The organism is Aeromonas sp. R9-2, from assembly GCF_040908025.1.
In the GTDB taxonomy this organism is placed as follows: domain Bacteria; phylum Pseudomonadota; class Gammaproteobacteria; order Enterobacterales; family Aeromonadaceae; genus Aeromonas; species Aeromonas veronii.
The window spans coordinates 54,503-78,982 of the sequence record NZ_JBFOCX010000029.1 but is presented as its reverse complement, the minus strand read 5'-3'; the positions used below and the strand labels follow the sequence as shown (position 1 = coordinate 78,982).

Sequence of the window (24,480 nt, the reverse complement as noted above, 5' to 3'; positions counted from 1 at the left end):
AGGCAGCCTCCGTTGCGAACTCTGCCTCATATTGTGCCACAGCCGGACAACATGTTCCTGTTTGTGATGCGGCTTTGTGAGCGCTAGAACACCCAGTCGCGCAAGGTGTATTCCAAACGGTGCTGTTTGCCCTGCAGGATCAGGTTCTGACTGGTGCCGCTCAGGGTCGCACCCTCGGTAAGGGTGGTCAGTACGGCCTGTTCGATAGTGTCGAGCGGTGGCATGCAGGCCATTTCGGTACTGCCCAGACTGGTGACCCACAGTTTGTCATCTTCCAGATGGCCCTGACCGAAGTAGCGGTTGCAACCGGCGATGCCGTTGACGGTGAAGTGCTCGCCGATCTCGAAATCGGGGGGATTGTCGCGGGGGGCCTCAATCGGTTGGCCATCCAGTTTGCTCAGTACCCAGTGGTGGTGTTGCAGATCTTGCTGAACAAAGGTGGTCGAGCTGCAGCCAGCGAGCAGTAACAGGGGGATCAGCAAAAAGGGCAATCTGGGCATGAGGGGGCTCCGGTTGGGGGAGCGTCAAGAATACCCTTTTTGGGCAGTCGGGAGCAGGGCGGGAGAGGGGACGACCGACCGCTTCTGTCGCCCCTTGCCCCGCATGACTGTCGCTTAATGGCAACACCTTGGGGATGTTGCCATCGATTTACGCTATCTCAGGGCTCAGTTGGCGAACAGCCGCTCGGCATAACGGGCGAGACCGGCGGCCACCGAGCCGAAGTCATCGCCACCCTCAAGCGGGATGGACGGGAGCTTCTGGCGGATAAAGCTGGCGATCAGCGGCGAGCGGGCGCTACCGCCGGTGACGAAGATGCGATCCGGCTGCACACCGGCGGCGGCAATCGCTTCGTCCATCAGCTCGCCAATTTTCTCCAGCAGCAGGGCCGAGGCGTTGGCCAGCTGTTCGCGGGTCAGCTCCGCTTCCAGCCCTTTTTCCAGCTCGGCCAGCGACTGGCGATTGAGCTCCTGCTCCGAGAGGGCGATCTTGCCCTGCTCGGCACGCCATACCAGCTGGTGGCTCAGCTTGTGGGCCCGCAGGCTGGCCAGACGTCCCAGCTTGCTGCCGGGCTGGCTGTCGAGCTGCAGATCCTGCAGCTGGCGGGCGGTGTCGAGGCTGTAGAAGCGGCTCTGGGCGCTGACGTCGTTGATGGCGGCCGCATCCCAGAACAGCGGGTGGGGCAGCGGCTTGCCGGTCTTGAGGGTCTCGTGCATGCCGAGCAGCGGCATCATCCCCTCCACCGTCAGGCGGATATCGAAGTCGTTGCCGCCGATCCGCTGGCCGCTGTGGCCGAGCAGATCGCCGCTGCGATCCAGCTGATCGCGGTAGCTGGGGCCCATCCGCAGCATGGAGCAGTCGGTGGTACCGCCGCCGATATCCACCACCAGTACCACGGCGTCTTCGGTGAGGCGCGCCTCGAATTCAAACCCGGCCGCCACCGGTTCGTAGAGGAACTCCACCTGCTCGAAACCGGCCAGACGGGCTGCCTCGGTCAGGATGGCGATAGCTTGCTGGTTGCTCTCTTCCCCCGCCAGACCCTGGAAGTTGACCGGACGGCCGATCACCGCCTGGCGGATCGGGGCGCCGAGCTGCTGCTCCGCCTGCTGGCGGACATGGAGCATCATGGCGCAGACGATGTCTTCAAACAGGGCGATCTGGGGGGCCTTGAGGCCATAGGCGCCGAGGAAGGATTTCGGCGATTTGATGTAGTAGCCGTCGTCCGGCTCTTCCAGATAGCGCTCCAGCGCGGCACCACCAAAGCTCAGCTCGTCGATCAGTCCCTCTTCGCGCATCTGGCGGCGAACCATCTGGGCGCGGGTGACCACGGGGCCACGCAGCTTGAGGTACTCCGCCTGCTGGGCGGGGGCCAGCCCTTCGGCCAACAGACCGGCGATAGCATCCCGGTGGGGGGCATGCAGGGTGGAGGGGAGATAGCGGGATGCACCAAGATTCAGCAGCCTGGGGCTACCTTGTTCCATCACGGCCACGGCACAGTTGGAGGTGCCGTAATCAAATCCGATAAACATGGGCGCCAGACTCCTGAATAAAAAAGGGGGGCTAGCCTACCCGAAGGCGCCGGGTCTCACAACCCGGCGCACCGCAATGAAGAGCAGGATGAAGGGATTAGCCCTTATTCCACTTCGTTGTCGCAGCGGCCCTGGCTCTCGATGGCACGGATATTACCGAGGGTGGTATCGGCGATGGCATGCAGCGCCTCGCGGGTCAGGAACGCCTGATGGCCGGTGAACAGCACGTTGTGGCAGGCTGACAGGCGGCGGAACACGTCATCGGTGATCACTTCGTTGGACTTGTCGGAGAAGAAGAGATCCTCTTCCTCTTCGTAGACGTCCAGCCCCAGTGCGCCGATACGGGAGGTCTTGAGTGCCTCGATGGCGGCGTTGGAGTCGAGCAGGCCGCCACGGCTGGTGTTGATGATCATCACCCCGTCCTTCATCTTGGCAAATGCCTCCTTGTTCAACAGGTGGTAGTTCTCTTTGAACAGCGGGCAGTGCAGGCTGATGATGTCGGATTGGCGGAACAGGGTATCGAGATCCACGTACTCGGCTCCCAGCTCGATGGCTGCCGGATTCTGGTAAGGATCGTTGACCAGCAGGCGAACCCCGAAGCCCTTGAGGATGCGCAGAGCGGCCAGACCGATCTTGCCGGTGCCGATGACGCCAACGGTCTTGCCATGCATGTTGAAGCCGACCAACCCTTCCAGCGAGAAGTTGGCGTCGCGGGTGCGCTGATAAGCCTTATGGATGCGGCGGTTGAGGCACATCATCATGCCGACGGCGTGTTCTGCGGTCGCCTCGGGGGAGTAGGCGGGCACCCGCACCACTTTCAGCCCCAGCTCTTTGGCGGCGGCCAGATCCACGTTGTTGTAACCGGCGCAGCGCAGGGCAATCACCTGGGTGCCGTTGGCAGCCAGTTCGGTTAATACCTCGCGGTCGGCATCGTCATTGACGAACAGACACACCACCGGGAAGCCGTGAGCCAGTCGGGCCGTTTTGGCCTCCAGCCGCACATCGAAAAACTCTAGGTCGAAGCCGTACTGGCTGTTGGCCTGGTTGAAATGCTCTTTGTCATAGCTCTTGGTACTGAATACGGCGACTTTCATGGTATGTGCTCCGCAGCGTGTGTGTCGTCAAATTACAACAAAATGGGTCAGCTATCACCGGACAAACCGGCTGGTTATTGTCCCCATGGCATGATGGGAACGGCGCTGACTGCACTCTTGTACGAACCATCCACCAGTTTGGTGCTGTAGGTCAGGTAAACCAGTGCATTGCGTTTCTTGTCGTAAAAACGCACCACTTTCTGCTCCTTGAACACCAGCGAGGTGCTGACATCGAACACCTCTTCTCCCGCCTTCAGCTTTTCGGGCAGGGTGATGGGGCCGATCTGGTGGCACGACAGGGAGGCGTGGGAGGGATCTTCCGCCAGGCCCAGCCCGCCTTTGACGCCACCTGTCTTGGGGCGCGCCAGATAGCAGGCGACGCCGTCGATGCGCGGGTCGTCGAACGCCTCCACCAGGATCTTGTGGTTGGGGCCAAACAGCTTGAAGGCAGTGCTCACTTCACCGACCGGGTCGGCCTTGTCGGCCAGCGCCGGGCCGGCAAACAGGGCCCCCAGCAGCAGGGGCAGGGCGCGGCGCAGGGCATTATGTCGCGTGTGGTTATGTGTCATGGTCTCTCCTGTTGGCCCGGCACTCCTCAATAGGGAATGCCCAGGCGACGATAGAGGCTGGCAAGCACCCAGGCGGGGCCTATCAGCAGAAATTGCAGGTCAGCGAGGAAGGAGGGGCGTTTGCCCTCGATCTTGTGGCCGACAAACTGGGCTATCCAGAGAATCACGAACGCTGCCACGGCGGGCCACAACAGCGGCCCCTGCCATTGGTGGCAGAAGGCCAGCCCGAGCGCGGTCAGCCCGGCCATCCCCGCGAACAGCGAAAACGACAGTTGCAGGTAGAACAGCAGCACCGGAATGGCTGCCACTGCCGCCCAGTTGAGGGGCTCTGGCAAGGGCCCGTGTGGCAGACACCAGAGCAGCGCCAGCGAGCAGATATAGATGCCCGGCACCGCCAGTTTGTGGATGGCGACGTTGACCGGATGGCGATGACTCTGGCCGTACTGCGCAAACCACTCCTGGATTCCCTTCATGGCACCTCCCTGGCGCACTGTGTTCTCGCTGCCTGACCTTCGTGGCTAGGCGCTCGGGATGCTTATCCCTGCGGTGGATACTCCCAATATTGGGCCGGAATGGATTTTAGCAACGGGGTCATATCCGGATTGGGCAGTGCGATGGTGACCCGCTGATCGAGGTTGGCGCTGGCGAGCGCTTCGCGGATCTTGGGGTTGTCATTGAAGAACTTCATAAAACTGCCATCGGCATAGGCCCGCTCCAGCCCGGTCTGAATCGCCTTGGCCAGCTTGGGGTATTCGGGGCTGACGAAGAAGAACTGGGCGAAGGGGTAGCGGATCAGCAGATGCTGCTCGATGGCGAGGTTGGGATACTGCGCCACAAGCTCGCTGCGCTCGGCGAAGATTTCCACCAGGGCGCGCGGGAAGAAGTCGATCTTGTCGCCGTCGTTGATAAGGCGAAACAGGCTGCTGTATCGGCCGGATAAGGTCGGGATCCCCGCATTTTCCAGAATTTTGTTATCGGCCCAACCGACCCCTTGCGCCGCCTTCAACTGTTTGAGGTCGGCCAGGGTATTGATCTGGTTGAACTTCTCTTGTGCATCCGCGTGGATGAAGGACAGCCGCAATCCTTCCAGCCCGCGAAACAGCGGAATGGGGACGGCAATCAGGGAGGATTCGAGTGCGCTGGAGGTGCCCATCCAGAAGACGTTGATGGTCTTGCCCTTGCTTAGCTGCTGCTGGAGGGTGAACTGGTTGAGGTCGAGTTCGACAGGCTGGATGCGAAAGGGTTGCCCGGAGCGGGTCAGGGCCAGTTCCAGCAGCTTGTACTGGTACTCCTGGTCAAGATTGTTGACGGGACGGCTGGGGACCTTGACCGTCAGAACCTGTGCTTGTGCCAGCAGTGGCAGGCACAAACACAGCTTGATGAGCCATTTCACTCTCTGTTCTCCTGTAGATTCCGGAAGGTGTCCGGAGTCTAACAGAACTTGTCACCATCTTGCTGCGAGGCGTTGTGCAAGGTTTGAGCGCGGGGCCCTGCCTTGCTGGCGTCTGTTGCACCAGAATGGTGACGGTTCTTCGAAGAATCAGGCGACGCGACGGAACACGTGGGTATCGTTAAATTCCTTGGTGCTCTGGCATTCGACGCAGAAACGGGATTCCGGACGGGCATGCAGCCGCTTGAGGGAGATCTCGTCACCGCAAGATTCGCAGTAACCAAAATCCCCTTCGCTGATGCGCTTCAATGCGCCCCGCAGCTTGCGCAGGTGCAGCTTGTCGTGCTCGATGCGGTTCAGCTCCAGACGGCGGGCTTCCTCGATACTGGCACGGTCAATTTCATCAGCCATCTCGTTGGTGTCGGTGGCGATGGCCTGGCTGGCCTGGGAGTTCAGGCGCTCTTCGAGCTCGACGATCTGTCGCTCGATCTGCCCCTTGTAAAAGGCCAGTTGGTCTTCAGTCATGAAATCACACATACGATTAACTACCAGTCAGTTTACTAACCCAATTATCCCTGTTTATGGGGGCTGTCTGCCTACAGACCAAGCCCTTGTATCCCGATTTGCACCTGTTTCATGCAAGAGAGTGCAAATCAGGGCGGGCCTTGTACCAAAAAAATGCAGCCAAGCAAAGCAAATAGGATAAGGATTGTGCGCCCTTACAAAAAAATGGTCCGTTCCTGCGGGGGATTGGTCGGGATCTGGCGCCTGCTTCACCCTCTGTTGGCATCGCCTTTGCAACGATGAGAGGGGGGCTTCGTACGGATTTGAGTGTTTAGTATTTGGTGCCGCCTTGGTCATTATATGCGCCGTTATTTATAGTTTTTTAAACACGCCCGCTTGACATTGCCCTTGATGGCGGGCTTTTATGGTGATGTTGATTACAATTTTATAACAAGGGTGTTCCATATATTAGACACCCTTGCCAATGGCAACCGTAAAGTCGGGGTTTAACATGGACAGTATCAAAGGCTGGATGGAGAGCAATCGCATCACGGAAGTGGAGTGCCTGTTCCCGGATTTCACCGGCAACGCCCGGGGCAAGATCATCCCAGCCAACAAGTTTTTGCGTGAAGGGGGCATGCGTCTGCCCGAGGTGATTTTCACCCAGACGGTGACCGGCGAATATCCGGATGACGACAGCATGATCGACCCGCTGGAGCGGGACATGCAGCTCTATCCTGACCCCAACACCATCCGTTTTGTCCCCTGGGCGCTGGAGCCCACTGCACAGGTGATTCACGACTGTTTCGACGTCAACGGCAAGCTGATCGACATCGCGCCGCGCTCCGTGCTGCGTCGGGTTCTGTCATTTTACGAGAAGCAGGGCTGGAAGCCGGTGGTGGCGCCCGAGCTGGAATTCTATCTGGTCACCCGCAACGAGGACCCCGACTATCCGCTGGTGCCGCCGGTCGGTCGCAACGGCCGCCCTGAGACCGCCCGCCAGTCGTTCAGTATCGATGCGGTCAATGAGTTCGACCCCATCTTTGAAGACATGTATGACTACTGCGAGGCGCAGGAGCTGGAGGTGGACACCCTGATCCACGAGTCGGGCGCCGCCCAGATGGAGATCAACTTCCTGCATGGTGATGCCATCGATCTGGCGGATCAGGTGTTCCTGTTCAAGCGCACCATGCGTGAAGCCGCTCACCGCCACGGCATCTATGCCACCTTCATGGCCAAGCCGATGAGCGACGAACCGGGGTCGGCCATGCACATCCACCAGAGTCTGGAAGATGTGAACGGCCACAACCTGTTCGGCACCCCGAGCGGCGGTAATAGCGAACAGTTCATGCACTTTATCGCCGGTCTGCAGAAATACACCCCGGCGGTGACCGCCCTGCTGGCCCCCAACGTCAACTCCTACCGCCGCCTCACCTTTGGCGAGAGCGCGCCGCGCAACGTCCAGTGGGGGGTCGAGAACCGCACTTGTGGCCTGCGGGTGCCCTTCTCCGACCCGAGCGCGCGGCGGGTGGAAAACCGCTTCGCCGGTGCCGATGCCAACCCCTATCTGGCACTGGCTGCCACTCTGGCTTGTGGCTATCTCGGCATGATGGAGAAGCTGGAGCCGCTGCCGGAGATGAAGTCGAGCGCCTATGACCTGCCCTACAGCCTGCCCCGCTCGCTGGAGGAGGCACTCAGCCATCTCGAACAGTGCGAGCCCATCAAGGAGATGCTGGGTGAGCGCTTCACCCGCGCCTTCGTCGCGGTTAAACGCAAAGAGTACGAGACCTACTTCGGGGTGATCAGTCGCTGGGAGCGGGAGTTCCTGCTGCTGAACGTCTGATCCCCCTGTAACGGGGAGGCCGGAGTCGGCCTCCCCGGTCCCTGTATCGAAGAGACCTAAACGCGAGTCAGGTGGCGGCAGCCACCTGTGAGTGGTTGTGGCTGCGAGCATGCAAGCCCGCCTGACTACTCACCTGACTATTTGACGACTGAATCTTGCTAAATCGAAGGAACCGAGGAGCAACAAATGCAGCAGACAACCCGTGAGTGGCAACAACTGGATGCCAGCCACCACCTGCACCCCTTTACCGACTTTCAGGCCCTGAACAAGAAGGGCTCGCGCATCATTACCAACGCCAGCGGCGTCTATCTGGAAGACTCCGAGGGCAAACGCATTCTCGACGGCATGGCGGGCCTGTGGTGCGTCAATATGGGCTATGGCCGCCAGGAGCTGGTGGATGCCGCTACCCACCAGATGCAGCAGTTGCCCTACTACAACCTCTTCTTCCAGACCGCTCACCCGCCGGTGATCGAGCTGGCGACCCTGCTGGCCGAGGTGACGCCAGCCCATCTCAACCACGTCTTCTTCACCGGCTCCGGCTCCGAGTGCAACGACACTGTGCTGCGGATGGTGCGCCACTACTGGGCCAGCAAGGGGCAGCCTGACAAACAGGTGATTATCAGTCGCCACAACGCCTATCACGGATCCACCGTGGCGGGGGCGAGTCTGGGCGGCATGAAGGGGATGCATGCCCAGGGTGGTCTGCCCATTCCCGGCATAGTGCACATCGATCAGCCTTACCACTTCGGTGAGGGACAGGGGATGAGTGCCCACGACTTCGGGCTGGAGCGGGCCCGTCAGCTGGAGCAGAAGATTCTGGAGCTGGGGGTGGACAAGGTGGCTGCCTTTATCGGCGAGCCGATCCAGGGGGCGGGCGGCGTCATCATTCCGCCTGACAGCTACTGGCCGGAGATCCAGCGCATCTGCGATCACTACGGCATCCTGCTGATCGCCGACGAGGTGATCTGCGGCTTTGGCCGTACCGGCCACTGGTTTGCCAGCGAAGGGTTTGGCATCAAGCCGGACCTGATGTGTCTGGCCAAGGGGATCACCTCCGGTTATCTGCCGCTCGGCGCTGTGATGGTGAGTGACCGGGTTGCCAAGGGGTTGGTGGAGGAGGGGGGCGAGTTCAACCACGGCTTCACCTACTCGGGTCATCCGGTCTCTTGCGCCGTGGCGGTGGCCAACATCCAGCTTATGCAGAAAGAGAGCATAGTTAAGCGAGTGCATGATACTATCGGCCCCTATTTGCAGCGCCGCTGGGCGGAGCTGGCCGATCATCCACTGGTGGGAGAAACCCGAGGTAAAGGATTGGTCGCCGCGCTGGAAATCGTTGAGGACAAGCAGACCAACCGGCGTTTTCCGGCTCAGGCAAATGCGGGGATGACCTGCCGGGAGTTCTGCTTTAACAATGGCTTGGTGATGAGGGCGGTAGGCGATACCATGATCATATCGCCCCCCTTGGTCATCACCGAGGAACAGGTTGATGAATTGGTCGATCTGGCCAGGCGCAGTCTGGATCTGACAGCCGCAAAGCTGAAGGGTTGAGGTGGGTCGGGCAGGTTGGCATGCGCATACAATTTGCTTAGGAGACAAGGATGATGTCTTTCAAAACAGGAGTGATCGCTGCCTCTGTGGCTCTGGTCATGGCAAGTGCCGGAGCAATGGCTGAAGAGAAGGTGCTGCACGTCTACAACTGGAGCGACTACATAGCGCCGGATACCCTGGATAACTTCCAGAAGGAGACGGGGATCAAGGTGGTCTATGACGTGTTCGACAGTAACGAGGTACTGGAAGCCAAGTTGCTGGCGGGTAGTTCGGGCTACGATATCGTGGTGCCATCCAACCCCTTCCTGGCCAAGCAGATCAAGGCGGGCGTGTTCCAGAAACTGGACAAGTCCAAGCTCTCCAACTGGCAAAACATGGATGTCGACCTGCTCAAGGCGCTCGAGCCGAGCGATCCGGGCAACCAGTACTCCATCCCCTATCTGTGGGGCACCATCGGCTATGCCTACAACGCCGAGAAGGTGAAAGCCGTGCTGGGGGCTGATGCCCCGGTCAACTCCTGGGATCTGGTGTTCAAGCCGGAGAACATGGCCAAGTTGAAAGAGTGTGGCGTCTCCTTCCTCGATTCACCGACCGAAATGCTGCCGGCTGCCCTGCAATATCTGGGCTTCAAACCGGATAGCCAGAAACCGGCCGAGCTGAAGAAGGCTGAGGAGCTGTTCCTCTCCATCCGTCCCTATACCGCCTATTTCCACTCCTCCAAGTACATCTCGGATCTGGCCAACGGCAACCTTTGCGTCGCGGTCGGTTACTCCGGTGACTTGCAGCAGTCCAAGGCGCGGGCAGCCGAGGCCAAGAATGGCGTCGCGCTCACCTACACCATTCCGAAAGAGGGGGCAGGCAGCTTCTTTGACATGATCGCCATTCCGGCGGATGCCAAGAACGTCGAGGCGGCCCACACCTTCATCAACTACCTGATGAAGCCCGAGGTGATCGCCAACATCACCAACGTGGTGCAGTTCCCGAACGGCAACAAGGCGGCGACCCCGCTGGTGGATGAGGCGATCCGCACCGATCCGGGTATCTACCCTGATGCGGCAACCCTGCAGAAGATCTACACCTTCCCGGATCTGCCGGCCAAGGTGCAGCGTGTGATGACCCGCAGCTGGACCAAGATCAAGTCTGGCAAGTAAGTAACGAATGCCCCTCCCGGTCCGCAGTTCGGCCGGGAGGGTAGTGATGCCATCCATCCGGATGGGCCGCGCGAATGGATGCGCAGACGGTCAACCACTGAAACAGGAGAACTGACACCGTGAATACAACCAGATTGCTAACCATAGCGCTGACCATGGGATTGGCGAATGTGGCCCAGGCTGCCCCTGTGCTGCACTTCTACAACTGGTCTGACTATATCGGCGAGACCACCCTCAGCGATTTCCAGCAGGCGACCGGGATCAAGACCGTCTATGACGTGTTTGACTCCAACGAGACCCTGGAAGGCAAGTTGCTGACGGGGCGGACCGGTTACGATTTGGTGGTTCCCTCCAATAATTTCCTGGCCAAGCAGATCAAGGCGGGAGCCTTCCAGAAACTGGATAAATCCCTGCTGCCCAATCTGGCCAACCTGGATCCCGTGCTGCTCAAGCAGCTCGACAAGGTAGATCCGGGTCATCAGTACGCGGTGCCCTATCTGTGGGGGACCAACGGCATCGGCTACAACGTCGACAAAATCAAGGCGGTGCTGGGAGTCGACAAGATTGACTCCTGGGCCACCATCTTCGAACCGGAAAATATGGCGAAACTCTCTCGCTGCGGCGTCGCCTTCCTCGACTCTGCCGACGAGATGATCCCTGCTGCCCTCAACTACCTCGGGCTCGATCCCAACAGTCATGCGACGGGGGATATCAAGCAGGCCGAGGCGCTGCTGATCAAGGTGCGGCCCTATGTGGCCTACTTCCACTCCTCCAAATACATCGGCGATCTCGCCAATGGCGACATCTGCGTGGCGGCCGGTTTTTCCGGCGACATCCTGCAAGCCGCTGCCCGCGCCGATGAAGCTGGCAAGGGGGTGAAAATTGCCTACAGCATTCCGAAAGAGGGGGGCAATCTCTGGTTCGACATGATGGCGATCCCGTCCGATGCCACCAATGTCAAAGAGGCGCACGCTCTCATCAACTACGTCCTGCAGCCCGAAGTGATCGCCAAGGTCAGCGACTATGTGGGCTATGCGAATCCCAACTCAAGGGCGGGCGAGTTTATGGATGAGGCGGTGCGCAACAATGAGGAGGTTTATCCCCCTCAGGCTGTGCTGGAGCGACTCTATGTGCAGGAAGCACATCCTCGCTCGGTACAGCGTCTAATCACCCGGAGTTGGACCAAGATCAAGTCCGGTACCTAACCTTGGTGCCCGTTCGGGGGCGCCAAATCGCTTTTATGAATCGGCCGCAAGGCCGGTATCACGTTGGGGAGTTTGGTAATGGCGATAGCCTCCAGTGCCTACAAGAAAGCCCTCGAGGGCAGTCAGCAGCGCAAAGAAGTGCTGGTGAAAATTGATCGGGTAAGCAAGCAGTTCGACGAAACGCTGGCGGTCGATAACGTATCTCTCAATATTCACAAGGGGGAGATTTTCGCCCTGCTCGGCGGGTCCGGTTCCGGCAAATCGACCCTGCTGCGGATGCTGGCCGGTTTCGAGCGCCCGACCGAAGGGCGGCTGTTCCTCGATGGGGTCGACATCACCGACATGCCCCCCTATGAACGCCCCATCAACATGATGTTCCAGTCCTACGCCCTGTTCCCCCATATGACGGTGGCCCAGAACATCGCCTTTGGCCTCAAGCAGGATGGCCTGCCCAAGGCCGAGATCGATGCCCGGGTGGAGGAGATGCTCAAGCTGGTGCAGATGACCCAGTATGCCCGCCGCAAACCGCATCAGCTCTCCGGTGGCCAGCGTCAGCGGGTGGCGTTGGCTCGTTCCCTGGCCAAGCGTCCCAAGTTGCTGCTGCTGGATGAACCCATGGGGGCGCTCGACAAGAAGCTGCGTTCCAAGATGCAGCTGGAGCTGGTTGAGATCATCGAGCGGGTCGGGGTTACCTGTGTCATGGTGACCCACGATCAAGAAGAGGCCATGACCATGGCGGAGCGGATCGCCATCATGCATCACGGTTGTATTGAGCAGATCGGTAGCCCGATGGATATCTACGAAACCCCGGCCAGTCGGCTGGTGTGCGAGTTCATCGGCAACGTCAACCTGTTCGACGGCCTGCTGGTGGAGGATGAGCAGGACCACGCCATCATCGCCTGTGCCGATCTGGAGCAGCCCATCTATGTGGGCCACGGGATTAGCTCCCGTGCCGAGAACAAGAAGGTGACCTACGCCCTGCGGCCGGAGAAGCTGCTGATGAGCCTGCAAAAGCCGGCCGAAATCGAGCATCCGGACTTCAACTGGACCAAGGGCGAGGTCTATGACATCGCTTATCTGGGCGGACACTCGGTGTACCACATCCAGCTGCCCTCGGGCAAAATCGTTCAGGCTTTCATCGCCAATGCCGAACGCCACGGCAAGCGGCCAACCTGGGATGACCAGGTGTTCCTCTACTGGGAAGATGACAGCGGCGTGGTGCTGCAATCATGAAGATCTTGCAACGACTGAAGCGGGGCGGAGGGCGCCGGCTGGTGATCGGCATCCCCTTCTTCTGGCTGTTCCTCTTCTTCCTGCTGCCCTTTGTCATAGTGGTAAAAATCAGTTTTGCGGAAGCGGATGTGGCGATCCCGCCCTACACCGACGTGGTGAGCTGGGCCGACAATCAGCTCACCATCCTGCTCAATATGGGGAACTACCTGCTGCTGCAGGAGGATGAGCTCTATATCGCAGCCTATCTGGGCTCCCTCAAGATGGCCTTCGTCAGCACCCTGCTCTGCCTGTTGATTGGCTATCCGATGGCCTACTCCATCGCTCGGGCCAACAAGGAGACCCAGACCGTTCTGCTGTTGCTGATCATGATGCCGACCTGGACCGCCATTCTGATCCGGGTCTATGCGTGGATGGGGATCCTCAGTAACAACGGCCTGCTCAACAGCGTCTTGCTGGGGATCGGGCTGATTGACGAACCGCTGCAGATCCTCAATACCAACCTGGCGGTCTATATCGGCATCGTTTACTCCTATCTGCCCTTCATGGTGCTGCCGCTTTACGCCAATCTGGTCAAACACGATCAGAGCCTGCTGGAGGCGGCCTCCGACCTAGGGGCCCGCAACCTGACCCGTTTCTGGCAGATCACTGTGCCGCTCTCCAAAAACGGCATTATCGCCGGCTGCATGCTGGTGTTTATTCCGGTGGTGGGGGAGTTCGTTATTCCGGAAATGCTGGGTGGCCCGGAGACCCTGATGATCGGTAAGGTGCTATGGCAGGAGTTCTTCAACAACCGCGACTGGCCGGTCGCCTCTGCACTGGCGGTGGTGATGCTGGCGGTGCTGATCATTCCGATCATCCTCTTCAACCGTAACCAGGCCAAAGAGCTGGAGGGCAAGGCATGATGAGACGTTTCGGTTTTGCCAAGCTGATGCTCTGGCTTGGGCTGCTGTTTATCTACCTGCCCATGATCATCATGGTGATCTACTCCTTCAACGCCTCCAAGCTGGTGACGGTGTGGGGCGGATGGTCACTCAAGTGGTACTTCGGCCTGCTCGACAACAAGCAGCTGATTGGATCCGTGTTCCGCTCGCTGGAGATCGCTTTTTACACCGCGATCGCCGCGGTGGCGCTGGGGACGGTGGCGGCATTCGTGCTGACCCGAATTCCCCACTTCCGTGGTCGCACCCTGTTCGGTGGCATGGTGACGGCACCGCTGGTGATGCCCGAGGTGATCACCGGTCTGTCGCTGCTGCTGCTGTTCGTGGCGATGGCCCAGCTGGTGGGATGGCCCGCCGAGCGGGGCATGTTGACCATCTGGATCGCGCACACTACCTTCTGTACCGCCTACGTAGCCATCGTTGTGTCGGCGCGGTTGCGGGAGCTGGATCTCTCCATAGAGGAGGCGGCCATGGATCTTGGCGCCAAGCCGTGGAAGGTGTTCTTCCTGATCACCATCCCGATGATCGCCCCCTCGCTGGCAGCAGGCGGCATGATGTCGTTCGCCCTGTCGCTGGATGATCTGGTGCTGGCGAGCTTCGTCTCCGGCCCGGGCTCCACTACCTTGCCGATGGAGGTCTTCTCGGCGGTGCGGCTCGGGGTTAAACCCGAGATCAACGCGGTGGCCAGCCTGATCCTGCTGTCGGTATCGCTCTTTACCTTCGGCAGCTGGTATCTGATGGCCAGGGCGGAGAAGCGCCGTCGCGCCGAGATCGCCATGAGCAACCAGATGCAGGCAGTCGCCTGACTCGTCAGATGATAAGATCCGCCTACTCTCGTCAATCCGGAGGATGAGTATGCGGATCTCCTTTTTCAGTGGTCGTGGCACCGAGCTGGTGCCCGGCCTCACCAGCGCCATTCACAAGCAACCGATCTCTGCACCAGTTCGCTGTACCTTTGCCGGTCTGGAAGGGGATGAGCAGTGTGACACGCGCCACCACGGTGGCCCGGATCGGGCGCTCCACTACTATCCGGCCGATCACTATCTCTGGTGGCAGACCTGGCAAACCGCGCTGGGCTTGCCTGCGCCACGTACAGCCTGGCAACCTGCCGCCTTTGGCGAGAACCTCTCCGGTCTCGGGCTGACCGAGGTGCAAGCCTGCATTGGCGATGTCTATCGACTCGGCGAGGCGCTGATCCAGATCAGCCAGCCGAGATCCCCCTGTTTCAAGCTCAACCAGCGCTTTGGCTATGGCCAGATGTCGCAGGTGATACAACTGAATGGCCGTTGTGGCTGGCTGCTGCGGGTGCTGGAGGAGGGGATGGTGTCGCCGGAGTCGGCCATGGAGCTGGTAGACAGACCCTATCCCGAACTGACGGTGAAGCGCACGGCGGATATCCTGTTCAATCAGGTGCGCAATGAAGCGGATCTGCTGATGTTGCTGGAGAATCCGGCCCTTTCCCCCAACTGGCGCCAGCATGCAGCCGACTGGCTGGAGCATGGCACTGTGGCTGACTGGCAGCGCCGTCTGCTGGGGCCAGCCTCCCTGCGCCTGGCCTGACGTCCGGTTGCCGGAATGTCACCAGCTGGCTGCAGTCCGGTAAACGGGTGAAAAGAGTGCTGAATAGTTGAGCAAATGGCACTTTTTTTCCTGCCAAACGCAAAAAAGGCTTGTGTCGGGTCTGGGCTTTCGGTAAATTCCCGTCCCGCAGACATCGGTGTGTAGCGCAGCTTGGTAGCGCACTTCGTTCGGGACGAAGGGGTCGGAGGTTCGAATCCTCTCACACCGACCAAATTTGAAAAGGCCGCTCAATTGAGCGGCCTTTTTGCATTTTCTTTCCAGTTACTCAGCTGTTCTTGAGCAGCTGACCTGTTACCTGGCCAAGTGATCAGACTTGGTGTATGCAGGGTCGAAGCAAGACCACAGACATTAAAAGGGCCACCGCTCGGTGGCCCATCGGTGGAGTCTGATCCTGACTCCGGCACTCTAGATTGTGGCAATCTCGCTATGGGTCTTGTCTATGGTGCCCTCCTTGCGCGCAAGGCGCTTACTCAGATATGCCAGTGCTGATGCCGCAAAGCCTTGAAACTGTGTTGAGGCAGCAAGGCCGCGTGCTTGGGGTACTCACTAATGAAATGTTCTATTCCCTCCATCAGTTGTGCACGTAATGAAATCACGGGCTCATGCCAGGCTTGCAGGCATAGATGGCCGGGGATCAACTGCTCCTGATAATCTTCCAGCAGCTGCTCTGGCCAGGGTTCAATACCGGAATTGCGTTGCAGCAAATAGTGGGCGGCGGGTTCACGGGCATAAATGAACTGAATTTGGGCCAGGTCGCGTTGGCATAGCGTTTGACTGTTGATGTGACAGGTCAAATATTTTCCCGTTTTCAGATCCAGAAAGTGACCGCGTTGCCGACAGGGTACGATGCGATACCAAGGCAGGGGTGAGGAGAGAGAATACCCCTCAAGCTCCTGTTCCAACCAGTGGCGACACTCGGGTGTCTGCACCTCGTCGAGCATGGACTCGAGCTGTGTCAACAAGGCTCTGGATGGTTTGATGGCCAGTTTCGCACTCATCGCCTGCAATCCTCCCTCTGCACACAATCCCGACTACCAGTATGGACCTTGTTCGGCCAGAGGGGGTAAGGAATCTAATGATTAAAAGTGGATTAGCCGCGTGGTTTTTATGCACTAATTTGGTTCAACCCACCAGATAGGTACCAGTGCCGAAGGCGATGTGGGTGCCCTCTTCGTTGTGCAGCTCCATCCGGGCGACGGCCACCTTGCTGCCAGCCCGGATGATGTGGGCGGTGGCGATAAACTCGTTGCCGCGTCCCGGGCGCAGGTAATCCACCCGCAGATCTATGGTGCCTAGGCGGGCGAAGCGCTCCTTGAGATAGCTGGGGGAGAACTCCTCCAGCTCGTCGATGCAGGAGGCCGCGACTATCATGCCGCCCGCCACATCCAGCAGCGTGGCGGTGACACCGCCGTGCAGGATGTTGTGGAAAGGGTTGCCGATCAGCTTCTCGTCCATCTTGATACGCAGCTCCACCTTGTCGAAGTCGTAGTGGGTCACCTGCATGCCGATCAGTTTGTTGAAGGGCATCTTCTCGGCAAACAGGTTGGCAATGCCACTGAGCGCCATCTTCTTGAGCATCTGTTTCATTCTCTGATCCCAATCCTTGTCATCAAAGTCGAGCAAAAACTCCAGCCAGTCTGCAACAGTTCCTTAACAGTCGCAATGGCAGGTTTATTGTGGGCGGCGGCTGCTTTAGAATGGCGACCCCAAAGGAGAGCCCATGACCGCGATTGCCGAAACCCTGCCAGATCCTCAGCCAGAGAGTCCGCTTGCCTTGCTGCAGGCGGTCTTCGGGTATCAGCAGTTTCGACCGGGTCAGCTCGAGATCATCGAGCAGATCGTCGCGGGGCGCGATGCGCTGGTGCTCAAGCCCACCGGTGGCGGCAAGTCGCTCTGCTACCAGATCCCGGCACTGTTGCGGCCCGGGCTCGGGGTGGTGGTCTCTCCACTGATCTCCCTGATGAAGGATCAGGTCGACAGCCTGCGTGCGAACGGTGTGGCGGCGGTCTACATCAACTCGGCCCTCAGTCGGGAGGAGATGATTCAGAACTTCGCCGCCATGCGCCGCGGCGAGATCAAGCTGGTCTATGTCTCCCCCGAGCGCTTGCTGCAGCACGAGTTTATGGATCGGCTGGCCGAACTGCCGCTCGGGCTGTTCGCCATCGACGAGGCACACTGCGTCTCCCAGTGGGGCCACGATTTCCGGCCTGAGTATGCGGCGCTGGGGCGACTCAAGCAGTGGTTCCCGCAGGTGCCGGTGGTAGCACTGACCGCCACTGCCGACGAGGCGACCCGCAGCGACATGCTGCACCGGTTGGAGCTCAACGATCCCTTTATCCACACCGCCAGCTTCGATCGCCCCAATATCCGCTACAGCCTGGTGGAGAAGTTCAAGGCGGCCGAACAGTTGTTGCGTTACGTGCAGAGCCAGAAGGGCAACTGCGGCATCGTCTACTGCTCCAGTCGCAACCGGGTGGAGGAGGTGGCCGAGCGGCTATCCCGCCACGGCTGCAAGGCCGCGCCCTATCATGCGGGGCTGCCGCTCGAGCAGCGCCAGCAGACCCAGGATGCCTTCCTCAAGGATGACATCGAGATCGTGGTGGCGACGGTGGCGTTCGGTATGGGCATCGACAAACCCAATGTGCGCTTCGTGGTGCACTACGACATCCCGAAGAACATCGAATCCTACTATCAGGAGACCGGCCGCGCCGGGCGCGATGGCACTCCCGCCGAGGCGCTGCTGCTCTACGATCCCGCCGATATCGGCCGGGTACGCCGCCTGCTCGACAACATCGAGAACCCGCAGCAGCTGCAGGTGGAGCAGTACAAGCTCAACGTGATGGCCGCGTTTGCCGAAGCGCAGACCTGCCGCCGTCAGGTGCTGCTCAACTACTTCGGCGAGTACAACGACAAGCCGTGCGGCAACTGCGATATCTGCCTCGATCCGCCCAAAAGTTATGACGGCACCGAAGATGCCCAGAAGGCGCTCTCCTGCGTCTGGCGTGTGGGGCAGAATTTCGGGGTGGGTTATGTGGTGGAGGTGCTGCGCGGTTCCCTCAACCAGCGCATCAAGGATCACGGCCACGATAAGCTGTCGACCTACGGCATCGGCAAGGATCAGAGCCACGAATACTGGATGAGCGTGATCCGCCAGCTGATCCACAAGGGGCTGCTGACCCAGAACATCACCCGCAATCTGGTGCTGCAGCTGACCGAAGCGGCCCGCCCCGTGCTGCGTGGTGAGGTGAAGCTGGAGCTGGCGGTGCCCCGCTTGCAGCCCATCTCCAGCCGCAAGGAGAAGCGCAATGGCCTGCTCGACAACGCCAACTACGACAAACGGCTGTTCAAGGAGTTGCGCGGCCTGCGCAAGCAGATTGCCGAGGACGAAGAGGTGCCGCCCTACGTGGTGTTCAACGATGCGACCCTGGTGGAGATGGCTCAGCTGATGCCGATGACCGAAGACGAGATGCTGGCCATCAACGGTGTCGGGCACCGCAAGCTGGAACGCTTTGGCGAAGCCTTTATGGATCTGATCATCGACTACTGCCGGCGGTAGGGTCGATTAGGCAGCCTAATCGACCACGGTAAGCGCGGCTCGGAAGAACCAAGGGTTAGACGCGAGGTTATTTCAGGTTGGCGTAGAAGGCCGCCAGATTGTCGATATCCGCATCGGTCAGCGGCGCCATGAAGGGGTCCATCAAGGGCTCTTTGCGGGTGCCATCCTTGAACGCTTTCAACTGTTTCACCAGATAGGCGGCATTCTGACCCGCCAGATGGGGATAGTTGGGGATCATCGCCTTGCCTTCCACGCCGTGACAGGCGGCACAAACCGCCGCTTTGGCTTTGCCGGCTTCAATATCGGCAGCCTTGGCCTGATGACCCCACGCCAGTGCCAGCAGGGGCAGGGCATATACCCATTTTTGCATCTTCTTCTCCTTGAATTGAAAAATGATGGTCGCCAGTTAGCGCAAGCATGGCTGACGGCAGTATAAAGAGTGACACGAGCATACGCAGGGACGAATGGCACAACCATGAAGTTGATCAACACTTTTGCGACCGAGTTGCCCTGGGCCTGTGAACCCGTGGTCCCCCAGCCGCTGCAGCAACCCCGGTTGCTTCATCTCAACCGGGCTTTGCTGGATGAGTTGGGGCTGGGAGGCATCAGCGAGGCTGACTGGATCGCCTGTTGTGGCGAGGGAAAAGTGCTGCCCGGTATGCAACCGGTAGCGCAGGTCTATGCCGGCCATCAGTTCGGGGGTTATAGCCCCCGGCTTGGGGATGGTCGCGCGCTGCTGCTGGGTGAGCAGCTGGCGCCGGATGGTCAGCGTTGGGATCTCCACCTGAAGGGAGCAGGAAAGACGCCGTTCTCCCGTTTTGGTGACGGCCGCGCCGTGCTGCGCTCCAGCATTCGCGAATATCTCGCCTCCGAGGCGCTCCATGCCCTCGGCATCCCGACCACGCGGGCGCTGGTATTGGTGGGGAGTCAGGAGCCTGTTTATCGGGAACAGGCTGAGACCGGGGCGACCGTGCTGCGCACCGCCCCCAGCCATCTGCGCTTCGGCCATATCGAGTATTTCGCCTGGAGCGGGCAGGGAGAGAAGATCCCGCATCTCATCGACTATCTGCTGCGCCACTACTTCCCCGAACTGGAGAGTGGTGCCGAACTGTTTGCCGAAGTGGTGCGCCGCACCGCGCGCCTGATTGCAAAATGGCAGGCGGCGGGCTTCTGTCACGGGGTAATGAATACCGACAACATGTCGCTGCTCGGCCTGACGCTGGATTACGGCCCCTACGGCTTTATCGATGCCTACGTGCCGGACTTTGTCTGCAACCACTCGGATCCGGCGGGCCGCTACGCGCTGGATCAGCAGCCTGCGGTCGGTTACTGGAATCTGCAAAAGCTGGCGCAGGCGCTGGCTGGCCATGTAGACGGTGATGCGCTAGCTGCTGCGTTGGCCCAGTACGAGCAGCAGCTGATGCTGCACTACTCCGAGCTGATGCGGGCCAAACTCGGACTGGCGGTGTGGGAGGAGGATGACCCGGCTCTGTTCCGCGAGCTGTTCCGGTTGCTGGCGGCCCACAAGGTGGATTACCACCTGTTCCTTCGTCGTCTCGGTGAGGTAACGCAAGAGGGGGCGTGGCCTACATCTCTGCTGGCCCTGTTGTCTGAACCAAGTGTTTGGCAGGAGTGGCTGGAACGCTATCGGGCGCGGCTAATGCGCGAAGGCAGCGAGGATGCCGTGCGCAAGGCGCAGATGGATGCCATCAATCCCAAGTATGTGCTGCGTAATGCGCTGGCCCAGCAGGTGATAGACGCCGCCGACGCAGGGGATATGCAGCCGTTCGAGCGACTGTTCGCCGCCTTGCAGCGCCCCTATGATGAACAACTCGAATATGAGGATCTCGCCACCCCAACTCCGGCATGGTATTGCGGTGGTGAGCTCTCCTGCAGTAGCTGAGAGACAGGGAATGAGTTGGCAAATCAAACAGGTAGATAGCGAAGCTGGCGTAGTGACGCTGGATTGTCCGGCGCTCGACTGGGACATGTTTCCGCTGTTGGCGCAGGCCTTGCTGCGAGAGTGGGAGCTGCAGCCGCTCGAGCAGGATGCGGGGGCCGATCGCCATAGCTGGTTGCTGGCGTTTGAAGGGAGCCAGTTTCGGCTGGAGTATGAACACTACAGCGGCTGCTGGCTGGAGGCGGTGCGCCCGGCGGATCGGGAGGCACTGCTCTGGCTCGCCAGACAGCACAAGGCGTGATTATCGCCTGCCAGGCCAACTTTGCCGCTGGCCAACTTGGACAAGCGTAATCGCATAAAGATTGAACTATCGGTTTGGGGGCGTATAATCTCGCCCCTCGATTATCGCCAATGGTGGCGATATGGGTTCCCTAACCCCATTAACCAAAAAGGTCACAAGATGAATCTGACCCCTGCGCAGTACCAAACGGCGCTCGTTCGCCTATCGTTGTTCCACATTCTGATCATTGCCAGCAGCAACTATCTGGTGCAGCTGCCGATCACCGTGTTTGGCTTCCATACCACCTGGGGTGCGTTCAGCTTCCCGTTTATCTTCCTGGCGACCGACCTGACGGTGCGGATCTTCGGTGCTGGTCTGGCACGCAAGATTATCCAGACCGTGATGCTGCCAGCGCTGGCGGTCTCCTATGCGCTCTCCGTACTCTTCTTTGAAGGGAGCTTCCAGGGCGTTGGTCATCTGGCCGAGTTCAACCTGTTCGTAGCGCGTATCGCGCTGGCCAGCTTTATGGCCTATCTGGTAGGGCAGTTCATGGATGTGGTGGTGTTCAACCGGCTGCGTCTGCTCAAGCAGTGGTGGATTGCACCTGCGGCCTCCACCCTGTTCGGTAATCTGGTTGATACCATCGCTTTCTTCAGTGTGGCCTTCTGGCGCACCACAGATCCTTTCATGGCAGAGCACTGGGTCGAGATCGCAACTGTCGATTACGTATTCAAGTTGCTGATAAGCCTTGGTTTATTCGTGCCGCTCTACGGTGTCTTGTTGCGCTACCTCAGCCGCAAGCTGGTGGGCGAGGCCGGATTACCCAGCCTGCAAACGGCCACCCGGCAAGCCTGACCAGATTGACCACCCTTCGCGGTGGTCAATTTTTTGCACTTTCTGCAAATAGCGCTTGCCTAGTTAAATGAGAATGATTATTGTTAACTTGTTTTCCGGGAAAGACTTCATTCGTTCCAACGTGATGGACTTCTTGTGAAGGCACGACATTGCTCACATTGCTTCCAGTTAAGGGCCAGTTTATCTGGCCCTCTTTTTTTGTCATTTTTCAGAAAGTTGCAGGCATAAAAAACGGGAGCCAAGGCTCCCGTCGTCACGCTGTCTGTGGCTTACTCGATATCGAGTGCCTCGGGGGAGAGGATCACCCCTGTGGTATCGGCGTAGAGGTGGTCGTCGGGCAGGAAGGTCACCCCACCGAAGTTGACCGGCAGATCGGTCTCCCCTACATCCTTGCTGTCGGCACCGACCGGAATGGCTGCCAGTGCCTGAATACCGATATCCAGATCTTCCAGAATATCGACTTCGCGGACGCAGCCGTAGCAGACAATCCCTTCCCAATCGTTCTCTGCTGCTGTTGTGGCGATGTCGCTGTCGATCAGGGCACGGCGCATGGAACCACCGCCATCGATCAGCAAGACGCGTCCCAGTCCGTTCTCTTTGACGAGTTCACGGATAAGACCATTCGATTCGAAGCATTTGACGGTGGTGATGACGCCGCCGAAAGAGGCACGGCCGCCGAAGGAGCAGAGCATGGGTTCAAGCACATCCACCATGTCCTGATAGATGTCGCACAGTTCAGAAGTATTGTATTCCATAGTGTCAAATCCACGGCTGGAAACAGGTGCAACCAGTATAAGGAGTGGGTGTGGCATTTCAATGAATATTCCTTGCACAGATCACCTGTCGCCGCTTTTCTGCATAAGCTCAATGCAGTTCACTGCCAGTTTGCGAGAGGTCCATCGTGCTTATCCGTCATAAGTTGATCCTGAATACCGTGCTGGTTGCCGTTGCCATGCTGGTACTGAGCGGCCTGTTTATCTACTCCAGCCAGGTGCACCGTCACCTGACCGAAGCCCAGCGCAATATCGACCAGCTGGAGATCGCCATGCTCAACCTGCGGCGGGCCGAGAAGGATTTTCTGATCCGCAAGGATATGACCTTCGTCGAGCGCTTCAATCAGGGGCTCTCTGACTTTCACCAGCACAACCGGGAGCTGGTGACCGATGACAATCTGGCGGCTGTCGAGGGGGAGCTGACCAGACTGGATCAGCAGATCAGCGGCTATGGCAAAGCCTTCAACGATCTGGTGGCCCAGCAGCAGAAGATTGGTCTGGGACCGGAGGAGGGGCTCTATGGCAAGCTGCGGGCGGCGGTGCATGAGGTGGAGAATGGGCTCAAGCAGCTGGATCAGCAGGTGTTGCTCATCACCATGTTGCAGCTGAGACGGGCGGAGAAAGACTTCATGCTGCGCTCCGATATCCAGTATCTGGAGCGTTTCGAGACCTTGCACAAGAGTTTTCAGGATAGTCTTGCCACTTTGCCGGAGGCGGATCGCGGCAAGCTGGAGCAGGCCAGCAAGCAGTACCGGCAGGACTTTGTGGCGCTGGTGCAGGGGATGCAGGTACTGGGACTGAAAGAGGATGAGGGGCTGCGCAACCAGATGCGGGATCTGGTGCATCAGACCGAACAGGGGTTTGCCGCCGTCGATCAGCACATTGTCGCTGAACTGGAGCGGCAGAGCGCTCGCCTCAACAGCCTGATGCTGGTCTGTGGCGGGGTGATTGTGGTGCTGATCGGCATCATGAGCGTGTTGCTGGGGCGCAGCATCGACCGTCCCATTACTCAAGTGAATGATACCGTCAACCGCATTCGTAAGGATAATGACCTGCGCCTGAAGATAGATCTGCGCGGGGCAGATGAAATGGCCCAGCTGGCAGGCAATCTCGACGTGATGCTGGGCGGGTTTCGCGATCTGATCGGCGATGTGAAGCAGAGCGTGCACACCCTGACCGAAGCAGCGGATCACCTCTCGGCCAACGTCAAGCGCACCAGTGAAGGGGCGGCGCGCCAGCTGCAGGAGACCGACATGGTGGCGACCGCTTCCACCGAGATGGGCTCCACCATCGAAGAGATCGCCCGCAACACCGAGCAGGCGGCCAACAATGCGCAGGCGACCAACAACAAGGCGATGGAAGGGCGGACTGCGGTCGAGAATACTGTCGAGCAGATCCGCTCGCTGGCGGGCAATCTGGAGAGCTCATCCCGCGAGGTGAGCCAGCTGCAAAAAGAGAGCGAGACCATCGGCTCCGTGCTTGACGTGATCCGTGGCATTGCCGAGCAGACCAACCTGCTGGCCCTCAACGCGGCTATAGAAGCAGCCAGGGCAGGGGATCAGGGGCGCGGCTTTGCGGTGGTGGCCGATGAGGTACGCAATCTGGCCATCCGTACCCAGAAATCGACCCAGGAGATCGCCGGCATCATCAGCTCGCTGCAGAAACAGACCGGCAGCATCGTCGAGGTGATGGCAACCTGCCGCGAGCAGGGCAACCGCAGCTCGGATCAGGCCAGTACTGCAGGGGAGTTGCTGGGGCAGATCACTCAGGATGTTACCAACATCATGGACATGAGCACCCAGATTGCCGCCGCCATCGAACAGCAGAGTTTGGTGGCCAACGAGGTGAACCGCAACGTCAACAACATCCGCGACATCGCCCAGGAGTCGAGCATCATGGCGGAGGAAAATGCGAGATCCAGCGAGGGCCTCAACGAGCAGGCCCAGCTGCTCAACAAGGCGGTGGCAAAATATCGGGTTTAGTGAGCGGACTGGCATCCTTGTGAGGTTTTTACACCAGAGTGGCAATGATTT

At 59.4% G+C, this 24,480-nt stretch carries 24 protein-coding genes and 1 tRNA gene; 14 read left to right on the top strand and 11 right to left on the bottom strand.

Annotated elements, in window-relative coordinates:
• Window positions 1–83 precede the first annotated feature (83 nt).
• The 7 genes from AB5Y71_RS16365 to AB5Y71_RS16335 all read right to left on the bottom strand — a co-directional run bounded on the left by AB5Y71_RS16365 (window position 84) and on the right by AB5Y71_RS16335 (window position 5,617).
• Complete coding sequence (locus AB5Y71_RS16365; protein ID WP_108542636.1) at window positions 84–500, bottom strand: META domain-containing protein; 417 nt, start codon at window positions 498–500, stop codon at window positions 84–86.
• A gap of 165 nt (window positions 501–665) precedes the next feature.
• Complete coding sequence (gene yegD, locus AB5Y71_RS16360) at window positions 666–2,027, bottom strand: molecular chaperone (protein ID WP_064339148.1); 1,362 nt, start codon at window positions 2,025–2,027, stop codon at window positions 666–668.
• 104 nt (window positions 2,028–2,131) lie between these two features.
• Window positions 2,132–3,121 (bottom strand): 2-hydroxyacid dehydrogenase, encoded by a 990-nt coding sequence (locus tag AB5Y71_RS16355; protein ID WP_005340720.1) that lies wholly within the window; start codon window positions 3,119–3,121, stop codon window positions 2,132–2,134.
• Window positions 3,122–3,195: 74 nt separating this feature from the next.
• Window positions 3,196–3,690 (bottom strand): CreA family protein, encoded by a 495-nt coding sequence (locus AB5Y71_RS16350; RefSeq protein WP_005355485.1) that lies wholly within the window; start codon window positions 3,688–3,690, stop codon window positions 3,196–3,198.
• A 26-nt stretch (window positions 3,691–3,716) separates the two neighbouring features.
• Window positions 3,717–4,163, bottom strand: a complete 447-nt coding sequence (locus tag AB5Y71_RS16345; RefSeq protein ID WP_368172012.1) for a DUF962 domain-containing protein — start codon at window positions 4,161–4,163, stop codon at window positions 3,717–3,719.
• A 62-nt stretch (window positions 4,164–4,225) separates the two neighbouring features.
• On the bottom strand, window positions 4,226–5,083 hold the full coding sequence (locus AB5Y71_RS16340; RefSeq protein WP_199415565.1) for a hypothetical protein: 858 nt from the start codon (window positions 5,081–5,083) through the stop codon (window positions 4,226–4,228).
• Between the two features lie 147 nt (window positions 5,084–5,230).
• The gene (locus AB5Y71_RS16335) at window positions 5,231–5,617 is read right to left on the bottom strand and encodes a TraR/DksA C4-type zinc finger protein (protein ID WP_005356952.1); all 387 of its coding nucleotides are present in this window, start codon (window positions 5,615–5,617) and stop codon (window positions 5,231–5,233) included.
• Between the two features lie 478 nt (window positions 5,618–6,095).
• Between AB5Y71_RS16335 and AB5Y71_RS16330 the strand changes: the two genes are divergently transcribed.
• From AB5Y71_RS16330 to AB5Y71_RS16290, 9 genes are all read left to right on the top strand, one after another.
• Window positions 6,096–7,427 (top strand): glutamine synthetase family protein, encoded by a 1,332-nt coding sequence (locus AB5Y71_RS16330; RefSeq protein WP_088868211.1) that lies wholly within the window; start codon window positions 6,096–6,098, stop codon window positions 7,425–7,427.
• Window positions 7,428–7,613: 186 nt separating this feature from the next.
• Window positions 7,614–8,975 (top strand): aspartate aminotransferase family protein, encoded by a 1,362-nt coding sequence (locus AB5Y71_RS16325; protein WP_111900450.1) that lies wholly within the window; start codon window positions 7,614–7,616, stop codon window positions 8,973–8,975.
• 53 nt (window positions 8,976–9,028) lie between these two features.
• Window positions 9,029–10,126 carry an extracellular solute-binding protein gene (locus AB5Y71_RS16320; protein ID WP_139747019.1) on the top strand — a complete coding sequence of 366 codons (1,098 nt, stop codon included), beginning with the start codon at window positions 9,029–9,031 and terminating at the stop codon, window positions 10,124–10,126.
• 119 nt (window positions 10,127–10,245) lie between these two features.
• Entirely contained in the window at window positions 10,246–11,331 is a 1,086-nt protein-coding gene (locus tag AB5Y71_RS16315) for a polyamine ABC transporter substrate-binding protein (RefSeq protein WP_139408855.1), read from the top strand.
• 78 nt (window positions 11,332–11,409) lie between these two features.
• Entirely contained in the window at window positions 11,410–12,564 is a 1,155-nt protein-coding gene (gene potA / locus AB5Y71_RS16310; protein WP_216952652.1) for a polyamine ABC transporter ATP-binding protein, read from the top strand.
• Complete coding sequence (locus tag AB5Y71_RS16305; protein WP_216952653.1) at window positions 12,561–13,466, top strand: ABC transporter permease subunit; 906 nt, start codon at window positions 12,561–12,563, stop codon at window positions 13,464–13,466. The genes potA and AB5Y71_RS16305 overlap by 4 nt, the downstream gene beginning before the upstream one ends.
• Complete coding sequence (locus AB5Y71_RS16300; RefSeq protein WP_368172039.1) at window positions 13,466–14,308, top strand: ABC transporter permease subunit; 843 nt, start codon at window positions 13,466–13,468, stop codon at window positions 14,306–14,308. Before AB5Y71_RS16305 ends, AB5Y71_RS16300 begins: the two co-directional genes overlap by 1 nt.
• A 49-nt stretch (window positions 14,309–14,357) precedes the next feature.
• The gene (locus AB5Y71_RS16295; protein ID WP_368172011.1) at window positions 14,358–15,062 is read left to right on the top strand and encodes an MOSC domain-containing protein; all 705 of its coding nucleotides are present in this window, start codon (window positions 14,358–14,360) and stop codon (window positions 15,060–15,062) included.
• A 155-nt stretch (window positions 15,063–15,217) separates the two neighbouring features.
• Window positions 15,218–15,294, top strand: a tRNA-Pro gene (locus AB5Y71_RS16290).
• 259 nt (window positions 15,295–15,553) lie between these two features.
• Here the strand turns inward: AB5Y71_RS16290 and AB5Y71_RS16285 are convergent.
• Both AB5Y71_RS16285 and AB5Y71_RS16280 read right to left on the bottom strand, forming a co-directional pair.
• Complete coding sequence (locus tag AB5Y71_RS16285) at window positions 15,554–16,081, bottom strand: hypothetical protein (protein WP_005356927.1); 528 nt, start codon at window positions 16,079–16,081, stop codon at window positions 15,554–15,556.
• A gap of 124 nt (window positions 16,082–16,205) precedes the next feature.
• Complete coding sequence (locus AB5Y71_RS16280; protein WP_005355465.1) at window positions 16,206–16,670, bottom strand: thioesterase family protein; 465 nt, start codon at window positions 16,668–16,670, stop codon at window positions 16,206–16,208.
• A 133-nt stretch (window positions 16,671–16,803) separates the two neighbouring features.
• Here AB5Y71_RS16280 and recQ point away from each other — a divergent pair, with 133 nt between their 5' ends.
• Window positions 16,804–18,639, top strand: a complete 1,836-nt coding sequence (recQ, locus tag AB5Y71_RS16275) for an ATP-dependent DNA helicase RecQ (protein WP_042081697.1) — start codon at window positions 16,804–16,806, stop codon at window positions 18,637–18,639.
• Between the two features lie 67 nt (window positions 18,640–18,706).
• Here recQ and AB5Y71_RS16270 read toward each other — a convergent pair whose 3' ends face one another.
• Window positions 18,707–19,009, bottom strand: coding sequence for a cytochrome c (locus AB5Y71_RS16270; RefSeq protein ID WP_139430082.1), 303 nt, complete (start codon window positions 19,007–19,009; stop codon window positions 18,707–18,709).
• A 105-nt stretch (window positions 19,010–19,114) separates the two neighbouring features.
• On the opposite strand from AB5Y71_RS16270, the gene AB5Y71_RS16265 reads away from it, so the two are divergent.
• The 3 genes from AB5Y71_RS16265 to AB5Y71_RS16255 all read left to right on the top strand — a co-directional run bounded on the left by AB5Y71_RS16265 (window position 19,115) and on the right by AB5Y71_RS16255 (window position 21,674).
• Window positions 19,115–20,542 carry a YdiU family protein gene (locus AB5Y71_RS16265; protein ID WP_368172010.1) on the top strand — a complete coding sequence of 476 codons (1,428 nt, stop codon included), beginning with the start codon at window positions 19,115–19,117 and terminating at the stop codon, window positions 20,540–20,542.
• Window positions 20,543–20,552: 10 nt separating this feature from the next.
• Window positions 20,553–20,840: a DUF3630 family protein gene (locus tag AB5Y71_RS16260; RefSeq protein WP_368172009.1), complete on the top strand. Its 288-nt coding sequence runs from the start codon at window positions 20,553–20,555 to the stop codon at window positions 20,838–20,840.
• Window positions 20,841–20,999: 159 nt separating this feature from the next.
• The gene (locus AB5Y71_RS16255; RefSeq protein ID WP_368172008.1) at window positions 21,000–21,674 is read left to right on the top strand and encodes a 7-cyano-7-deazaguanine/7-aminomethyl-7-deazaguanine transporter; all 675 of its coding nucleotides are present in this window, start codon (window positions 21,000–21,002) and stop codon (window positions 21,672–21,674) included.
• A gap of 269 nt (window positions 21,675–21,943) precedes the next feature.
• Here AB5Y71_RS16255 and rraA read toward each other — a convergent pair whose 3' ends face one another.
• Window positions 21,944–22,429 (bottom strand): ribonuclease E activity regulator RraA, encoded by a 486-nt coding sequence (gene rraA, locus AB5Y71_RS16250; RefSeq protein ID WP_005340678.1) that lies wholly within the window; start codon window positions 22,427–22,429, stop codon window positions 21,944–21,946.
• Window positions 22,430–22,575: 146 nt separating this feature from the next.
• Here rraA and AB5Y71_RS16245 point away from each other — a divergent pair, with 146 nt between their 5' ends.
• Window positions 22,576–24,429, top strand: a complete 1,854-nt coding sequence (locus tag AB5Y71_RS16245) for a methyl-accepting chemotaxis protein (protein WP_216976328.1) — start codon at window positions 22,576–22,578, stop codon at window positions 24,427–24,429.
• Window positions 24,430–24,480: the final 51 nt, after the last annotated feature.